General features: G+C 65.3%; 15 protein-coding genes and 5 tRNA genes. 3 read left to right on the forward strand and 17 right to left on the reverse strand.

The features are described 5' to 3' along the window. Nucleotides 1–202: 202 nt before the first annotated feature. From rplA to FHT08_RS09305, 17 genes are all read right to left on the reverse strand, one after another. Nucleotides 203–901: a 50S ribosomal protein L1 gene (rplA, locus tag FHT08_RS09225; RefSeq protein ID WP_016900681.1), complete on the reverse strand. Its 699-nt coding sequence runs from the start codon at nt 899–901 to the stop codon at nt 203–205. 3 nt (nt 902–904) lie between these two features. Beyond that, complete coding sequence (rplK, locus tag FHT08_RS09230) at nt 905–1,333, reverse strand: 50S ribosomal protein L11 (protein ID WP_016900682.1); 429 nt, start codon at nt 1,331–1,333, stop codon at nt 905–907. A gap of 199 nt (nt 1,334–1,532) precedes the next feature. Further along, nucleotides 1,533–2,090 carry a transcription termination/antitermination protein NusG gene (nusG, locus tag FHT08_RS09235; protein ID WP_016900683.1) on the reverse strand — a complete coding sequence of 186 codons (558 nt, stop codon included), beginning with the start codon at nt 2,088–2,090 and terminating at the stop codon, nt 1,533–1,535. Between the two features lie 13 nt (nt 2,091–2,103). After that, nucleotides 2,104–2,514, reverse strand: coding sequence for a preprotein translocase subunit SecE (gene secE / locus FHT08_RS09240; RefSeq protein WP_104607505.1), 411 nt, complete (start codon nt 2,512–2,514; stop codon nt 2,104–2,106). 49 nt (nt 2,515–2,563) lie between these two features. Beyond that, a tRNA-Trp gene (locus FHT08_RS09245) sits at nt 2,564–2,639 on the reverse strand. A gap of 106 nt (nt 2,640–2,745) precedes the next feature. Continuing rightward, complete coding sequence (gene tuf, locus FHT08_RS09250) at nt 2,746–3,936, reverse strand: elongation factor Tu (RefSeq protein WP_104538414.1); 1,191 nt, start codon at nt 3,934–3,936, stop codon at nt 2,746–2,748. Nucleotides 3,937–3,982: 46 nt separating this feature from the next. After that, nucleotides 3,983–4,058 (reverse strand) — tRNA-Thr (locus FHT08_RS09255). A 33-nt stretch (nt 4,059–4,091) separates the two neighbouring features. Continuing rightward, nucleotides 4,092–4,165, reverse strand: a tRNA-Gly gene (locus FHT08_RS09260). A gap of 29 nt (nt 4,166–4,194) precedes the next feature. Beyond that, nucleotides 4,195–4,280 (reverse strand) — tRNA-Tyr (locus FHT08_RS09265). Nucleotides 4,281–4,434: 154 nt separating this feature from the next. Further along, nucleotides 4,435–5,526 (reverse strand): redox-regulated ATPase YchF, encoded by a 1,092-nt coding sequence (gene ychF / locus FHT08_RS09270; protein ID WP_104538415.1) that lies wholly within the window; start codon nt 5,524–5,526, stop codon nt 4,435–4,437. Between the two features lie 77 nt (nt 5,527–5,603). Then, on the reverse strand, nt 5,604–6,182 hold the full coding sequence (pth, locus tag FHT08_RS09275; RefSeq protein WP_104538416.1) for an aminoacyl-tRNA hydrolase: 579 nt from the start codon (nt 6,180–6,182) through the stop codon (nt 5,604–5,606). Nucleotides 6,183–6,231: 49 nt separating this feature from the next. Beyond that, on the reverse strand, nt 6,232–6,867 hold the full coding sequence (locus tag FHT08_RS09280) for a 50S ribosomal protein L25/general stress protein Ctc (RefSeq protein ID WP_016900688.1): 636 nt from the start codon (nt 6,865–6,867) through the stop codon (nt 6,232–6,234). A 109-nt stretch (nt 6,868–6,976) separates the two neighbouring features. Further along, entirely contained in the window at nt 6,977–7,936 is a 960-nt protein-coding gene (locus FHT08_RS09285; RefSeq protein ID WP_002811729.1) for a ribose-phosphate diphosphokinase, read from the reverse strand. Between the two features lie 185 nt (nt 7,937–8,121). Then, nucleotides 8,122–8,198 (reverse strand) — tRNA-Gln (locus tag FHT08_RS09290). A gap of 3 nt (nt 8,199–8,201) precedes the next feature. Further along, nucleotides 8,202–9,089: a 4-(cytidine 5'-diphospho)-2-C-methyl-D-erythritol kinase gene (gene ispE / locus FHT08_RS09295; RefSeq protein ID WP_166774926.1), complete on the reverse strand. Its 888-nt coding sequence runs from the start codon at nt 9,087–9,089 to the stop codon at nt 8,202–8,204. Then, nucleotides 9,071–9,724 carry a lipoprotein insertase outer membrane protein LolB gene (gene lolB / locus FHT08_RS09300; protein WP_166774927.1) on the reverse strand — a complete coding sequence of 218 codons (654 nt, stop codon included), beginning with the start codon at nt 9,722–9,724 and terminating at the stop codon, nt 9,071–9,073. The genes ispE and lolB overlap by 19 nt, the downstream gene beginning before the upstream one ends. Continuing rightward, on the reverse strand, nt 9,721–11,409 hold the full coding sequence (locus tag FHT08_RS09305) for a tetratricopeptide repeat protein (RefSeq protein ID WP_166774928.1): 1,689 nt from the start codon (nt 11,407–11,409) through the stop codon (nt 9,721–9,723). Before FHT08_RS09305 ends, lolB begins: the two co-directional genes overlap by 4 nt. 65 nt (nt 11,410–11,474) lie before the next feature. Between FHT08_RS09305 and hemA the strand changes: the two genes are divergently transcribed. The 3 genes from hemA to FHT08_RS09320 are packed head-to-tail and all read left to right on the forward strand — an operon-like array spanning nt 11,475 to nt 15,521. Next, complete coding sequence (gene hemA / locus FHT08_RS09310; RefSeq protein WP_166774929.1) at nt 11,475–12,773, forward strand: glutamyl-tRNA reductase; 1,299 nt, start codon at nt 11,475–11,477, stop codon at nt 12,771–12,773. Beyond that, nucleotides 12,751–13,836, forward strand: coding sequence for a peptide chain release factor 1 (prfA, locus tag FHT08_RS09315; RefSeq protein ID WP_104538421.1), 1,086 nt, complete (start codon nt 12,751–12,753; stop codon nt 13,834–13,836). The genes hemA and prfA overlap by 23 nt, the downstream gene beginning before the upstream one ends. Next, on the forward strand, nt 13,833–15,521 hold the full coding sequence (locus FHT08_RS09320) for a tetratricopeptide repeat protein (protein ID WP_166774930.1): 1,689 nt from the start codon (nt 13,833–13,835) through the stop codon (nt 15,519–15,521). Before prfA ends, FHT08_RS09320 begins: the two co-directional genes overlap by 4 nt. Nucleotides 15,522–15,533: the final 12 nt, after the last annotated feature.

A 15,533-nucleotide genomic window follows, 5' to 3' on the forward strand; every position in this document is an offset into this window, starting at 1 on the left:
CGAGCATCCATGCCCGTCGTCGATCTGCGCTGACCGCGCCTGCGGTCTTTGACGGCTACCGCCGGACATGCCGGCGATCGCCTTCAAAATGTCCGTTACCCCAAAGGAGGGAACGGACTCCCAGCACACGGTGACCCGGGCCGGAAAAACAATGCTGTACTACATCGACGGGTCAGGCCCAAGACAGGCCCGTCCCTTCGACTCACTTCAGTGCAAGGCTCGACTGGTCGACCGTCACGCCAGGACCCATCGTCGAGCTGACCGACACCTTCTGCAGGTAGGTACCCTTGGAAGTGGCCGGCTTGGCCTTGATCAGATCCAGCAGCAGCGCCTGCAGGTTCGACTTCAGCGCTTCGTCGTCGAAGCTGGCCTTGCCGATGGTGCAGTGGATGATACCGGCCTTGTCGGTGCGGTAACGCACCTGACCCGACTTGGCATTCTTGACCGCTTCGCCCGGGTTGGCCGACACGGTGCCGACCTTCGGGTTCGGCATCAGGCCGCGCGGGCCCAGCAGCGTGCCGAGCTTACCGACGACGCGCATCGCGTCCGGGGTGGCGATGACCACGTCGTAGCTCAGATCGCCAGCCTGCATCTTCTCGGCCAGGTCATCCATGCCCACCGCCTCGGCACCAGCGGCCAGGGCTTCGTCGGCCTTGGCACCGGCCGGTGCGAACACGGCAACGCGAACGCTCTTGCCGGTACCGGCCGGCAGCACGGTCGAACCGCGCACCTGCTGGTCGGACTTCTTGGCGTCCACGCCCAGGCGCACGGCAACGTCGATCGACTCGACGAACTTGGCCTTGGTCACGGTCTTCAGGATCTTGATTGCGTCTTCGAAGGCATAGGTCTTGCCCGGAACGACAGCGGCCGCAATGGCCTTAACGCGCTTGCTCTGTGCCATGTCTTAGCCCTCCACCGTCAAACCCATGCTGCGGGCAGAACCCGCAATCGTGCGCACTGCCGCTTCCAGCTCGGCCGCCGTCAAATCGGCTTCCTTGACCTTGGCGATCTCTTCCAGTTGCTTGCGCGTCACCTTGCCCACCTTGTCGGTGTTGGGGCGCTTGGAACCGGACGTCACGCCTGCAGCCTTCTTGAGCAGCACGCTGGCCGGGGTGCTCTTGGTGATGAAAGTGAAGGTACGGTCGGAATACGCAGTGATGACCACCGGCGTCGGCAGACCCGGCTCCAGCTTGGACGTGGCCGCGTTGAACGCCTTGCAGAATTCCATGATGTTCAGACCGCGCTGACCCAGTGCAGGGCCGACCGGCGGCGCAGGATTGGCCTGACCGGCCTTGACCTGCAACTTGATGTAAGCAGTTATCTTCTTTGCCATTTCGATACTCTCCGGGTGCTAGCGCCTAATCTGCAGGCTCCCCATCGGACCGGGAAATCACGTGTCCCGGCTTCACGCTTTTGACCACACGCAGATGGCTGCCATGCGGCAGCCATTGGTTCCCGGCGATTCGCCAGGTCAGCGAGCCGCGCACTATAGCAGCATTCAAGGCGGGCGCCTAGACAGCGCCCGGCCGGCGTCAGCCCTTCTCGACCTGACCGAACTCGAGCTCGACCGGCGTGGAGCGACCGAAGATGAGCACGGCAACCCGCAACCTGCTCTTCTCGTAATTGACTTCTTCCACCACGCCATTGAAGTCGTTGAACGGACCATCGGTGACGCGCACCATCTGACCCGGCTCAAACAATACCTTCGGACGCGGCTTCTCGACGCCGTCCTGCACACGCTGCAGGATCGCATCGGCTTCTTCATCGCGAATCGGCAACGGACGGTCGGCGGTGCCACCAATGAAACCCATCACCTTGGAAGTCTCCTTCACCAGGTGCCAGCTTTCATTGTCGATGCGCGGAATACCGGCTTCTTCGTGGGTCTCGATCTGCACCAGCACATAGCCGGGGAAGAACTTGCGCTCGGACCGACGCTTTTGGCCGGCGCGCATTTCGATGACCTCTTCGGTCGGCACCAGCACGTCGCCGAAACGGTCTTCCATCTCGGTACGGGCGATACGGTCGCGCAATGCCTGCGCAACGGATTTTTCGAAGCCTGAATAGGCGTGAACGACATACCAACGCTTCACTGCTTGATTCTCCTCAACGAGCCAGGAACCACTGCGTGAGCTTCTGGATGACAAAGTCGAAGCCGCCCAACAGCAAACTCAGAATGATCACAACAACAATTACGACCCAGGTCGTACGAATGGCTTCCTGGCGCGTCGGCCAGACTACCTTGCGCAACTCGAACCTGGATTCGGACATGAATTCGCGGGTGTCCCGACCTTTGCCGGTTCCCAAAAACACAAACGCACCCGCCACCAGACCCACGATCACGGCCAGCGCACGCAATTGCGGCGTCCAGGCTCCAAACTGCGTGGCACGCTCGGGCGCAGAAAACCAGAACCACACAAACAACCCCGCGATCACCAGGAGCGCGGAGATGACGTATTTGACGATATCAGCGCTGGCAGCAGACGCGCTTTTGGAAGGCTCGATTTTGCTATTCATCCGGCTCTAGTTACCGATCTGACCCGAGTCGCTGGGCCGGAAAGAGGAGTGGCACGCCAGGAGGGACTCGAACCCCCAACCTGCGGTTTTGGAGACCGCTGCTCTGCCAATTGAGCTACTGGCGTATGTACTCGTTTACCGCAAACCCTAAGACAACAAAGGCGGACCGCGGTTCAGCCGGCCCGCCATTCGTTTGAATCCAGCCGCCGCAAGGCGGCTGGACGCAGGCACTTACTTGACGATCTTGGCAACCACGCCGGCGCCGACGGTACGACCGCCTTCACGGATGGCGAAGCGCAGACCTTCGTCCATCGCGACCGGGTTGATCAGGGTCACGACCATCTTCACGTTGTCGCCCGGCATCACCATCTCCACGCCTTCCGGCAGCTGGCAAGCGCCAGTGATGTCGGTGGTGCGGAAGTAGAACTGCGGACGGTAGCCCTTGAAGAACGGGGTATGACGGCCACCCTCATCCTTGGACAGCACGTAGACTTCGGCTTCGAACTCGGTATGCGGCTTGATCGAACCCGGCTTGCACAGCACCTGGCCGCGCTCGACGTCGTCACGCTTGGTGCCGCGCAGCAGCAGACCGGCATTGTCGCCTGCCTGACCCTGGTCCAGCAGCTTGCGGAACATTTCCACGCCGGTGACGGTGGTCTTCTGGGTGTCGCGGATACCGACGATTTCGATTTCGTCGCCGACCTTGATGATGCCGCGCTCGATACGACCGGTCACCACGGTGCCGCGGCCGGAGATCGAGAACACGTCTTCGACCGGCATCAGGAACGGACGATCGACGTCGCGGGTCGGCTCCGGAATGAACGAATCCAGCGCCTCGACCAGCTTCAGGATCGCCGGCACGCCGATCTCGCTCTGGTCGCCATCCAGCGCCAGACGCGCCGAACCGTGGATGATCGGGGTGTCATCGCCCGGGAAGTCGTACTTGCTCAGCAGCTCGCGCACTTCCATCTCGACCAGCTCGAGCAGCTCGGCATCGTCGACCATGTCGGCCTTGTTCAGGAACACGACGATGTGCGGCACACCGACCTGACGCGAGAGCAGGATGTGCTCGCGGGTCTGCGGCATCGGGCCGTCGGCAGCCGAACACACCAGGATCGCGCCGTCCATCTGCGCCGCACCGGTGATCATGTTCTTGACATAGTCGGCGTGGCCGGGGCAATCGACGTGCGCGTAGTGACGGCTCGGGGATTCGTATTCGACGTGGGCGGTCGAAATCGTGATGCCGCGCGCCTTCTCTTCCGGCGCAGCGTCGATCGCATCATACGCCTTGAACTCGCCACCGAAACGCTCAGCACCGATCTTGGTCAGCGCGGCTGTCAACGTGGTCTTGCCATGGTCGACGTGACCGATGGTGCCGACGTTCACGTGCGGCTTGGTGCGCTCAAATTTAGCTTTTGCCATGGGTGCGTGTCTCGGTAATCGTTTGGAGTTGAAGACGATTGAGTAGTGGTGCTCACGAAAGGAATCGAACCTTCGACCTCCTCCTTACCAAGGAGGTGCTCTACCGACTGAGCTACGTGAGCGAGTTTTGCATTATGCCATGCATTTGCGTTCAATGGAGCGGGAGACGGGAATCGAACCCGCACCATCAGCTTGGAAGGCTGAGGTTCTACCGTTGAACTACTCCCGCGCCGGGAACTGCATGCCACAACGTGAAACTGGTGGAGGGAGGTGGATTCGAACCACCGAAGGCGTAAGCCAGCAGATTTACAGTCTGCCCCCGTTGGCCGCTTGGGTATCCCTCCAGCTTTTACGACCGGACCGATGTGCGATGAGGCGAATTCGGTTCGGGGTGAAGCAGCCCGTTATTTTGTTGTGGGACGCATGCAGTGTCAACAAAAATTTTGAGCAAATCGTCAGTGCCGAATCTGCGCGACCATCGGGGTCGCGCGCAACCGGTCAGACGTTGAAGCGGAAGTGCAGCACGTCGCCTTCCTGCACGCGGTATTCCTTGCCTTCCAGACGCAGGCGCCCCGCATCGCGCGCACCGGCTTCGCCGCGGTGCTTGATGAAGTCGTCGAAGCCGATCGTCTCGGCGCGGATGAAGCCCTTCTCGAAATCGGTATGGATCACCGCTGCCGCCTGCGGCGCGGTCGAGCCAGCCCTGACCGTCCACGCACGCACTTCCTTGACGCCGGCAGTGAAGTAGGTCTGCAGGCCAAGCAGCTTGTAGGCGGCGCGGATGACGCGATTCAGACCCGGCTCGTCCAGGCCCAGGTCGGCCAGGAAGGTGTCGCGATCGGCGTCGTCGAGCTGCGACAGCTCTTCTTCGATCGCTGCCGAGACCGGTACCACCTCTGCGCCTTCGGCCAATGCATGTTCACGCACCGCGTCCAGGTGCGGATTGTTCTCGAAGCCGTCCTCAAGCACGTTGGCGATGTACATCACCGGCTTGAGCGTCAACAAGAACAGGTCGCGCACCAGCGCCTTTTCATCGTCGTCCAGACCGGCTGCGCGCCCTGCCTTGCCGTCGGCCAGCGCAGCCTGCAGCTTGGCCAGCACCGGCTTGCGCGCCGCTGCATCCTTGTCGCCGCCCTTGGCACTGCGCTCGGCCCGGTTGAGCGCCTTTTCCACGCTGTCCAGATCGGCCAATGCCAGCTCGGTGTCGATGGTCGCGATATCGCTGATCGGGTCGACCTTGTTGTTCACATGGATGACGTCGTCGTTTTCGAAGCAACGCACCACGTGGGTGATCGCATCGACTTCGCGGATGTGGGCCAGGAACTTGTTGCCCAGCCCTTCGCCGCTTGCCGCACCCGCCACCAGGCCGGCGATATCGACGAACTCGACCGCCGTCGGAATCAGCTTCTGCGGCTTGACGATCTCAGCCAGCTGATTGAGACGCGGATCCGGCACCGGCACGATGCCGACATTCGGCTCGATGGTGCAGAACGGAAAATTGGCCGCAGCGATGCCCGCCTTGGTCAGCGCATTGAACAGGGTCGACTTGCCGACGTTGGGCAGGCCGACGATGCCGCATTTGATACCCATGGGTTTTCCAGTGAATGGAGAATCGGGAATCGAGAATGGCAAGAGCAACGCTCCTCCCATTCCCGATTCCCCATTCTCTATTTTTCCGTATGCAGGCGCTTCATCGCCTCGTTGAAATTATCTTCCATTGCCAGCGGCAGCACATCGATGGCTGCGTCCACTGCATTACCGATTGCCGCGTCGTCGTCGCGCCCTGCCCGTCCCAGCACCCATGGCACCACGCGGTCCTTGTGGCCGGGATGGCCGATACCGATCCGCAGGCGATGAAATTTGCCGTGCCCCAGCAGGCCGATGGTATCGCGCAGGCCGTTCTGGCCGCCGTGGCCGCCATCGAACTTGAGCCGCGCGATGCCCGGCGCCAGATCCAGTTCGTCGTGTGCAACGAGCAACTGCTCCGGCTCGATCTTCCAGAACCGCAGCGCGGCGGTGATCGATTTGCCACTGAGATTCATGAAGGTGGCCGGCTTGAGCAGCCAGACCGGCTGCCCGGCGATCTCGACCTTGGCGGTCTCGCCGAATAACTTGGCATCCAGCCCCCAACGCGCGCCATGGCGTTCAACGAGGGCATCGACGAAACGAAACCCGGCGTTGTGCCGGGTTTGCGCGTGTTCCGGACCGGGATTCCCGAGTCCGACAATCAGGCGGAGTGCAGACATGCCAGTGACCGCAGCCGATCCCGCGCAGCGCGAGGGATCGGCCGACGGCTTACTTGGTCTCGGCGCCTTCGCTGCCTTCTTCACCGGCAGCGTCTTCTTCCTCGATCCGCACGTGCTTGGCAGCAACCACCGCCACGTCGTGCTCCTTGCCCAGCTTCAGCTCCGGAATTTCCACACCGGCCGGCAGCTTGATCTCGGACAAGTGGATCACGTTGCCCACTTCCAGGGCGCCCAGGTCCACTTCGATGAACTCCGGCAGATCCTTCGGCAGGCAGACCACCTGAACTTCGTTGAGCTCATGGGTGACGACCACTTCGCTGGACTTACCGGCCGGCGAGGCCGCTTCGTTGATGAAGTGCAGCGGCACGGCGGCGCTGAGCTTCTCGTTGGCGCTGACGCGCTGGAAGTCGATATGGATGATCAGCTGCTTGAACGGATGGCGCTGCATGTCGCGCAGCAGCACCTGCTGCACGTCGCCATTGAGGTTCAGGTCGAGGATCGACGAGTAGAACCACTCGTTCTGCTGGGCGAGCCAGATCTGCTCGTGGTTGAGCTGGATGCTGACCGGCTCGAGTTCGCCGCCGTAAACGATGGCCGGAATGACGCCAGCGTGACGTAGGCGGCGGCTCGCACCCTTCCCCTCGTTCGCGCGGCGCTCGACCTTGATTTCATGTGTCTTTGCCATTGGATTTCACTACCTGGTTTGGAATATCGCCTCGCGGCGATGAAGCGCCTCACCCGCGACCAGGCGAGACGGATTGCGGCGCCCGGAACCCCGGGCGCCGAATGCGGAATCAGTCGACGTAGAGCGAACTCACCGACTCGCCGAAGGCGATGCGGCGAATGGTCTCGGCCAGCAGTTCGGCCACGCTGAGCTGACGAATCTTGGCGCAGGTGCGCGCAGCTTCGTTCAACGGAATCGTGTCGGTGACCACCAGCTCGTCGAGCTGCGAATTGTTGATGTTGTCCACCGCCGGGCCGGACAGCACCGGGTGGGTGATGTAGGCCACCACCTTGAGCGCGCCGCGCTGCTTCAGCGCTGCGGCCGCCGCGCACAGGGTACCGGCGGTATCGACCAGATCGTCGACCAGCACGCAGGTCTTGCCCTGCACGTCGCCGATGATGTTCATCACCGTGGCGACATTGGCGCGCGGGCGGCGCTTGTCGATGATGGCCAGATCCGCATCGTCCAGACGCTTGGCGACGGCGCGCGCGCGCACCACACCGCCCACGTCCGGCGATACCACGATCAGGTTGTCGGTGCCGTAGGCGCGCCAGATGTCGGCCAGCAGCAGCGGCGAGGCATAGACATTGTCGACCGGCACGTCGAAGAAGCCCTGGATCTGGTCGGCATGCAGATCGACCGTCAACACGCGGTCGGCCTCCATGGCGCAGATCATCTTGGCGGCGACCTTGGCGGTGATCGGCACGCGCGAGGAGCGCATCCGGCGGTCCTGGCGCGAGTAGCCGAAATACGGGATCACCGCGGTCACCGACGCGGCGCTGGCGCGCTTGAGCGCGTCGATCAGCACCAGCAGTTCCATCAGGTTTTCCGCGCTCGGCGCGCAGGTCGGCTGGATCACGAACACTTCCTGCCGGCGCACGCTTTCTTCGATCTCGACCTGCACCTCGCCATCGGAAAAGCGCGTGACCAGCGCCTTGCCCATGCGAACGCCGAGCTCCTTGCAGATGCTCAGGGCAAGCGGCTTGTTGGCATTGCCGGAGAACACCAGCAGATTACGTTGGTCTTGCATGAGATCTCTCGGGCGGCGGCAAAGAGCGTGCGGGCGATGGTGGAGCTGGACAAAGCCGACCAAATGCCGGGCTTTTATGTGAATCCCCGCACATGGATGTGCGGGCTGTTGCAGGGGACCTGCATATACGGCTGTTGCAGAGGGACCTGCATGTACGACTGTCGCAGGGGACCTGCATCAACAACTGGCAGGGGCGGTAGGATTCGAACCTACGAATGCCAGGATCAAAACCTGGTGCCTTGGGCCTCTTGGCGACGCCCCTGCATCAAACCTGTCTCGCGTCCAGCGCATCGAGCAGTGGCGAGTGCGGCGCACCTTCCACGACCCACGCCCTCAGATGGCCCGGCAACTGCGCCACGGCCTGCTCTGCAGCAGCGCGCGTGGCGAATTCGACGAAACACCCGCCCCCTGACCCGGTCAAACGCGGCGTCCCGATCCTGGACAGCGCCTGGAACACTGCCTCGATGGCGGGTTCACGGCGCCGCAGGACCGGCTCGAACGCATTGTCGAGCAGAGAACCCGAAGCGAAGTCCGCTATTTTCACGGGCGCAGCATCCCGCGTCAATTCCTGTGATTGAAATAAGACCGGGGTGGGCACGTGAATTCCCGGATCGACCAGCACGTAGGATGCTGCCGGGAGACCGATCGGGGCCAGTCGCTCGCCCACGCCTTCGGCCCAGGCGTTGCGCCCGCGCACGAACACCGGCACGTCGGCACCCAGCCGCAGCCCCAGCTCGGCCAGCGTGTCGACCGGCAATCCCAGGCCCCACAAGGCATTCAGCGCGACCAGCACGGTGGCGGCATCCGACGAGCCGCCGCCGAAGCCGCCGCCGGCAGGGATGCGCTTGTCGACCCGGATGTCGGCGCCGGCCTGCGTGCCCGCGCTGGATTGCAGCAGGCGCGCGGCCCGGATGACCAGGTCATCGTCTTCCGCCACGCCGGGGAGGCTGTCGCCGATGCGCCGGATCAGCCCGTCGTTGCGCAAACGAAGATGAATGGTGTCCCCCCAGTCCAGCAGCCGGAACACGGTCTGCAGCAGGTGGTAGCCATCGGCACGGCGCCCGACGATCTGCAGGAACAGGTTGAGCTTGGCCGGCGCGGGCCAGGCCGACCAGCCCGTCTCCACCGCGGACATCAGGGCGATACCGTCCATTGATCGACCAGCAAGCGCACCTTGGCCTCGCCGTTGCGGGCTTCGATGCGCTGCGGCAGCTCGGGTTGGCCGGCGCCGGCCGGCGCCCAGGCGAGAAACTCGATCGTCCAGCCATCCTGCTGCACGGTACGCGGCCGCCCGGCCGCATCCAGATCCACGCGTTCGGCGCCCGCGTCGGCGATGCGCAACGCGCGGACCCAGTCCGGCATCTGGTTGACCGGGATGGTCCAGCCGGTCGCTTCCAGCAGCACCTGCTCGGCATCCGGACCGCTGCGCAGGCCACCTTCCAGCCCTTCCAGGCGTCCGGCGCCGCTGGCGGTGTCGCCGGTGAGCACCCAGCTCTGCCGGGTCACCGGCGCGCTGAGCTGCACGCGGTACCGCGCACCGTCCTGCTGCCAGTCGATGCGGCCGCTACCGCCGTTGCTGCCCTTGCTGATCGCCACCCGACCCTGGAACGACCAGGTCGGATGCGCCTGCAGCCAGGCCTGACGTGCGGCTTCGGCCTGACGCGCACCCTCGGAGACCTGCTCGACCACCGCGGCGCCACTGCCCTGCCCGCGCGGCACGCTGACGCAGGCCGACAGCCCGAGCAGCACCAGCCCGCTCAGGGCCAGTGTTCGGATCGCCCTGCTCATAGCCCGAATTTTTCCACCGCGCGTTGCAGCGCACGGTTGTCCGGATCCAGACGCCGCGCCTCATCGAAGTAGCGCCGCGCTTCATCCTGCTTGCCGCTGACCCATAGCACTTCGCCCACATGCGCTGCGATTTCCGGATCCTTGACCAGCGCCCAGGCGCGGCGCAGCTGTACCAGGGCTTCCTTGGTGCGGCCCATGCGATACAGCACCCAGCCGTAACTGTCGACGATGGCCGGGTTGTCCGGGTCGGCGGTGCGCGCGCGGTCGATCAGCGCCAGCGCTTCCTTGTAGCGGGTGGTGCGGTCGGCCAGGGTGTAGCCCAGCGCATTCAGCGCCGCCACGTTTTCCGGTTCGGCCACCAGGATCTTGCGCAGATCGGCCTCGGCACGCGCGACATCGTCGCGGCGCTCCCAGGCCAGACCACGGGCGTACAGCAGCGCGCCGTCGTCCGGATAGGCGGCCAGGCCGCGTTCGAAGGCATCCAGTTCGCCCGCTGCGTCGTCGGCGCGCTGGTGCAACTCGGCTTCGAGCACGTAGGCGTCGCGACGCGCGTCGTCGTCGGCACTGGCATCGCTCTGCAATGCGCGGGCTTCGGCAAGCGCCTCGGGCTTGCGGCCCAGTTCGTACAGGGCGCTGGCGGCACGCAGGCGCGCTTCGCTCAGCTGCGGCCCCCCGGGCACGCCGCGATACCACTCCACCGCCTCGTCGTAGCGCTTGAGGAACTCGGCGATCTTGCCGAGCAGCAGGCGGCGGTCCGGGTCGGGCTTGGCGGCATTGCTCTTGAGCTCGCCGTACAGCGCCTCCAGCGCGGTGCGATCCTTTTCCTTGGCCAGCATGGAGGCACGCAGCCCGTAGGTCTGGGTGTCCTGCGGTCCGGTCGACAACACCCGTGCGGCGGCCTCGGTCTGCCCCATGGCGTCGTAAGCAAAGGCCAGCGCGCCTCGCAGTTCGGAATCCTTGACCGCCTGTGGCTCGACGTTCTTCAGCAGTGCCAGCGCTTCTTCGTTCTTGCCTTCCTGTTGCAGCTGGGTGGCGTGCAACAAGGCCACGCGCGGCTCTTCGGGGAAGCGGCGCACCACCTCGTCGACGATGCGCTTGGCCAGCGCCGGGCGCTCCATGCGCAGGGCGAGCCGGCCAAATTCCTGCCAGGCTTCGATCTGATTGGGGATGGCGCCGGCCTTGACCAGATCTTCGAGTACGTCGGCTGAGGCTTCCGGCTCGCGCCCGCCATTGGCCAGGGCGATCAGGGCAAAGCGCCAGCCGCGCGGGTCGGGTTCCTTGAGCAGGCCGAGCAGATCGCGGCGGGCGGTACGCAAGTCGTTGCGGCGCAAGGCCAGCGAGGCTTCGGTACTGCGCATGGACATCGACGAGGGTGCGCGGGCGCGCCACAGCGCCAGGGCCTCGATCGCGCGCGGGTCGTCATTGGCCAGCATGGCGATGCGGGCGGCGCGTTCGGCCAGCCCGGCGTCGCCGGCCTCGGCCTTGGCGGCGTCCAGGTAGGCGCGGGCGGCATCGTCCAACTGCCCGGCCTGCAAGGCGAATTCGCCGGCGAGCACCGGCTCCAGCGAGGTGGTGCCGGCGCGAGCGGACGGCGGCGCGGGCGGTGCCTTCTTGGGTGCTGCGGTGGCACTGGCGGAGACTGCGACCAGCAAAAGAACACACAGGATGCGAATCGGTACAGGCATCGGGGGCAACCGGGCCGTAAAATGGGGCCCTGAATGGCCGCCAGCTTATCGCAAGCAACTGAACAATGACGTTGTGGGTGCTCGGACTGAATCACCAGACCGCACCTGTGGACCTGCGCGAACGCGCGGCGTTCGCAGGTGACGCGCTGCCGCGCGCGCTCGAGTCCCTGTGCGCGCTGCCGCAGGTGCGTGAAGCCGCGCTGCTGTCCACCTGCAACCGCACCGAGCTGTATGCGATGTCCGACGACCCGCACAGCCTGGTGACCTGGCTGGAGACCCACGCGCCAGGCTTGAGCGGCTATCTGTACCAGCATCAGGAAGAAGCGGCGGTGCGCCACCTGTTCCGCGTCGCCACCGGGCTGGACTCGATGGTGCTGGGCGAGCCGCAGATCCTGGGCCAGGTGAAGGACGCCTGGGCAGTGGCGCGTGCCCACGGCGCACTGGGCAGTGGGCTGGACCGCCTGTTCCAGCAGACTTTCTCGGTCGCCAAGCGGGCGCGTACCGATACCCGCGTCGGTGCCAATCCGGTGTCGGTGGCCTCCACCGCGGTGCGACTGGCGCAGGAATCCTTCGCGCGGCTCAACGAATCCATCGTACTGCTGATCGGCGCGGGCGAAACCATCGAGCTGGCCGCCAAGCACCTGAGCGAAGGCCGCGTGCGCCGCTTGTTGATCGCCAATCGCACGCTTGCGCATGCGCAGACGCTGGCCAGCCAGCACGGCGGTTACGCCCTGCCGCTGACCGATCTGGACCGCCACCTGGCAGAGGCCGACGTGGTGTTCTCGGCCACCGCCGCGCGCGAGCCGATCGTGACGCGCGCGCAGGTGGAACTGGCGCTGCGCGCACGCAAACGCAAGCCGATGCTGCTGTTCGACCTGGCGGTGCCGCGCGATATCGAAGCCTCGGTGGCCGAGCTCGGCGACGCCTACCTGTACACCGTGGACGATCTGGAACGCGCGGTGGAAGACAACCGCCGCGGCCGCCGTGAAGCCGCCGACCAGGCCGAAGCCATCATCGACCTGCAGGTGGCACGCTATGTCGAGGCCTTGCAGGCCAATGCGCGCCAGGCGCCGCTCAAGCGCTTGCGCGCGTTCGGCGACAGCACCCGCGACGAACTGCTGGCCAAGGCACGCCAGCAGTTGCACCACGGCAGGCCGGCCGACGAAGTGCTGGAACAGCTGGCGCACGCGCTGACCAATCGCCTGCTGCATCCGCCCACCGCCGCGCTGCGCGAGGCCGCGCTCAACAACGACCTGGAATTGACCAGCGCGGCCGACCGGCTGTTCCCGGAAAAGCCGGGTTACCAACATCCCCCTGTAGCCACCCCGATCGTGAGGACTGATGACGCCGACCCTGCGCCGTAAGCTCGAAGCGCTGGCCGAGCGCCGCGAAGAACTGCAGCACCTGCTCTCCGACCCCGAGGTGGTCAGCAACAACGACAGGTTCCGCACGCTGTCGCGCGAACTGTCGCAGCTGGAGCCGGTGGCCGTGGCCCTGGAAGACGAAGCGCGCGCCAAGGCCGACCTGAGCGCGGCCGAAGCGATGCGCAACGATCCGGAAATGCGCGAGCTGGCCGAAGAGGAGATTGCCGCCGCACAGGCGCGCCTGGAAGAACTGGATGCGCAACTGGCGTTGCTGCTGGTGCCGCGCGACCCGCGCGACGACGGCAACCTGTTCCTGGAAGTGCGCGCCGGCACCGGCGGCGACGAGGCGGCGATCTTTGCCGGCGACCTGTTCCGCATGTATGCGCGTTATGCCGAGCGCCAGGGCTGGAAGGTGGAAATCGAATCCGACAGCCCCGGCGAGCATGGCGGCTACAAGGAAGTGGTGGCACGGGTGGTCGGACGCGGCGCGTATTCGCGGTTGAAGTTCGAATCCGGCACCCATCGGGTACAGCGCGTGCCGGCGACCGAATCACAGGGCCGCATCCACACCTCGGCGGCGACGGTGGCGATCATTCCCGAAGCCGACGATGTGGAAGAGATCGTGATCAACCCGGCCGACCTGAAGGTGGACACGTTCCGCTCGTCCGGTGCAGGCGGCCAGCACGTCAACAAGACCGAATCGGCGATCCGCATCACCCATGTGCCCAGTGGCGTGGTGGTGGAATGCCAGACCGAGCGCAGCCAGCACGCCAACCGCGACAAGGCGATGAAGCGGCTGAAGGCGCAATTGGTGGAAGCCGAACGCAGCAAGGCGGCCGCCGCCGAAGCGCAGACGCGCAAGTTGCAGGTCGGCAGCGGCGACCGCAGCCAGCGCATCCGCACCTATAGTTTTCCGCAGGGCCGCATCACCGATCATCGCGTGGAAGGCCTCACGTTGTATGACCTGCCCAACATCATCGAAGGCGATCTGGATGCACTGATCGCACGACTGCTGCACGAGCATCAGGCCGACGAACTGGCACGGTTGAGCGACAGCCCGTGAGTGCGCAGGTCCTGCGCGAGGCGGTGCGACGCCAGCCGGGCGATTTCATCGCCTGGTTGATGCTGGCCGACGCCGAACTCGGCATGGGCGCCATCGCTGCAGGCGAGGCCGCGGTGCAACGCGCGCTCGCACTGCAGCCGGGCCACCCGGAAGCGCTGGCGCGGCTTGGCCGGGTGCGCTGGACGCAGCAACGGCATGCCGACGCGGCAGCGTTGCTGCAGCAGGCATCGGACCTGGTGCCGCAGCATCCGGGCATCGCGTTGTGGCTTGGGCATGCATTGGAAGATGCAGGCCAGGCCGAAGCTGCCGCGGCCGCGTATACGCGTGCGCACCAGTTGCTGCCCGACGAGCCGTACATCACTGCGCAACTGCTCAACTGGCGACGCCGTCTGTGCGATTGGCGCGAGCTGGATGCGCTTGCTGCGCAGGTGCGCAGCGCCGTGGCGCAGGGCGCTGCTGCGGTGGAACCGTTCGCCTTTCTCAGCGAGGACGCCAGCGCTGCCGAACAGCTGGCGTGTGCACGGACGCGCGCGCAGGCAGTGGCCGCGATGTTGCGCCCGCTACCGCCAACTGCCGTGCGCAGCCAGGGCGCGTTACGGCTCGGCTTCGTTTCCAACGGGTTTGGTGCGCATCCCACCGGCGTGCTGACAGTCGCGTTGTTCGAAGCGCTAAAGCGCCGGCAGCCTGCGCTGCAACTGCATCTGTTCGCCACCAGCCACGACGACCGCAGCGAAATTCGCGCGCGCCTGACGCAAGCCACCACGCTGCACGATGTCACCGAGTTCGGGCACCTGGCCAGCGCGCAGCACATCCGCGACCAGGGCATCGATCTGCTGTTCGACCTGCGCGGCTGGGGCGGCGGCGGGCGCCCGGAAGTGTTCGCACTGCGACCGGCGCCGCTGCAGCTCAACTGGCTGGCCTATCCGGGAACGTCGGGCGCGCCGTGGATGGACTATGTGCTGGGCGATGCGTTTGCGCTGCCGCCGTCGCTGGAGCCGTTCTACCGCGAGCGCGTGCTGCGCTTGAACGGTGCGTTTCAGCCGTCGGACACCTCGCGCGTGGTCGCCGAACCGCCGTCGCGGACGCAGTGCGGCTTGCCCGAACACGGCGTGGTGCTGTGTTGCTTCAACAACAGCTACAAGCTCAATCCACGCAGCATGGCGCGCATGTTGGCGGTGTTGCGTGCGGTGCCGGGCAGCGTGCTGTGGCTGTTGTCCGGGCCGGGCGAGGCCGACGCGCGTCTGCGTGCGGTGGCGCAGGCACAAGGCGTGGATGCACAGCGCCTGGTCTTCATGCCGAAGCTGCCGCACGCGCAGTATCTGGCGCACTACCGGCATGCGGACCTGTTCCTGGATACGCATCCGTACAACGCGCATACCACCGCATCGGATGCGTTATGGGCGGGTTGCCCGGTGCTGACGACGCCCGGCGAGACATTTGCCGCGCGCGTGGCCGGCAGCCTGAACCATCATCTGGGGCTGGATGAGATGAATGTGGCCGACGACGCTGCGTTCGTGGCCAAGGCGGTGGCGTTGGCGGGTGATCCAGCGGTGTTGCGTGCGCTGCGGGAGCGGGTGGCGGAGCGTCGGCGCGAGTCGGGCGTGTTCGATATGGATGGGTTTGCCGACGGGTTCGCGGAACTGATGCAAGCACTCACGCGCCAACATGGTTGGTCAGGTAACTAGCGGGCTGCTTGC

The organism is Xanthomonas sp. CFBP 8151 (assembly GCF_011761885.1).
GTDB lineage: Bacteria > Pseudomonadota > Gammaproteobacteria > Xanthomonadales > Xanthomonadaceae > Xanthomonas > Xanthomonas arboricola_B.

Excerpts from the sequence above, each read along its gene's own strand:
- rplA (WP_016900681.1), bottom strand. The coding sequence starts at position 901 with ATGGCACAGAGCAAGCGCGTTAAGGCCATTGCGGCCGCTGTCGTTCCG.
- rplK (WP_016900682.1), bottom strand. The coding sequence starts at position 1,333 with ATGGCAAAGAAGATAACTGCTTACATCAAGTTGCAGGTCAAGGCCGGT.
- secE (WP_104607505.1), bottom strand. The coding sequence starts at position 2,514 with ATGAATAGCAAAATCGAGCCTTCCAAAAGCGCGTCTGCTGCCAGCGCT.
- tuf (WP_104538414.1), bottom strand. The coding sequence starts at position 3,936 with ATGGCAAAAGCTAAATTTGAGCGCACCAAGCCGCACGTGAACGTCGGC.
- ychF (WP_104538415.1), bottom strand. The coding sequence starts at position 5,526 with ATGGGTATCAAATGCGGCATCGTCGGCCTGCCCAACGTCGGCAAGTCG.
- pth (WP_104538416.1), bottom strand. The coding sequence starts at position 6,182 with ATGTCTGCACTCCGCCTGATTGTCGGACTCGGGAATCCCGGTCCGGAA.
- FHT08_RS09280 (WP_016900688.1), bottom strand. The coding sequence starts at position 6,867 with ATGGCAAAGACACATGAAATCAAGGTCGAGCGCCGCGCGAACGAGGGG.
- FHT08_RS09285 (WP_002811729.1), bottom strand. The coding sequence starts at position 7,936 with ATGCAAGACCAACGTAATCTGCTGGTGTTCTCCGGCAATGCCAACAAG.
- ispE (WP_166774926.1), bottom strand. The coding sequence starts at position 9,089 with ATGGACGGTATCGCCCTGATGTCCGCGGTGGAGACGGGCTGGTCGGCC.
- lolB (WP_166774927.1), bottom strand. The coding sequence starts at position 9,724 with ATGAGCAGGGCGATCCGAACACTGGCCCTGAGCGGGCTGGTGCTGCTC.
- FHT08_RS09305 (WP_166774928.1), bottom strand. The coding sequence starts at position 11,409 with ATGCCTGTACCGATTCGCATCCTGTGTGTTCTTTTGCTGGTCGCAGTC.
- hemA (WP_166774929.1), top strand. The coding sequence starts at position 11,475 with ATGACGTTGTGGGTGCTCGGACTGAATCACCAGACCGCACCTGTGGAC.
- prfA (WP_104538421.1), top strand. The coding sequence starts at position 12,751 with ATGACGCCGACCCTGCGCCGTAAGCTCGAAGCGCTGGCCGAGCGCCGC.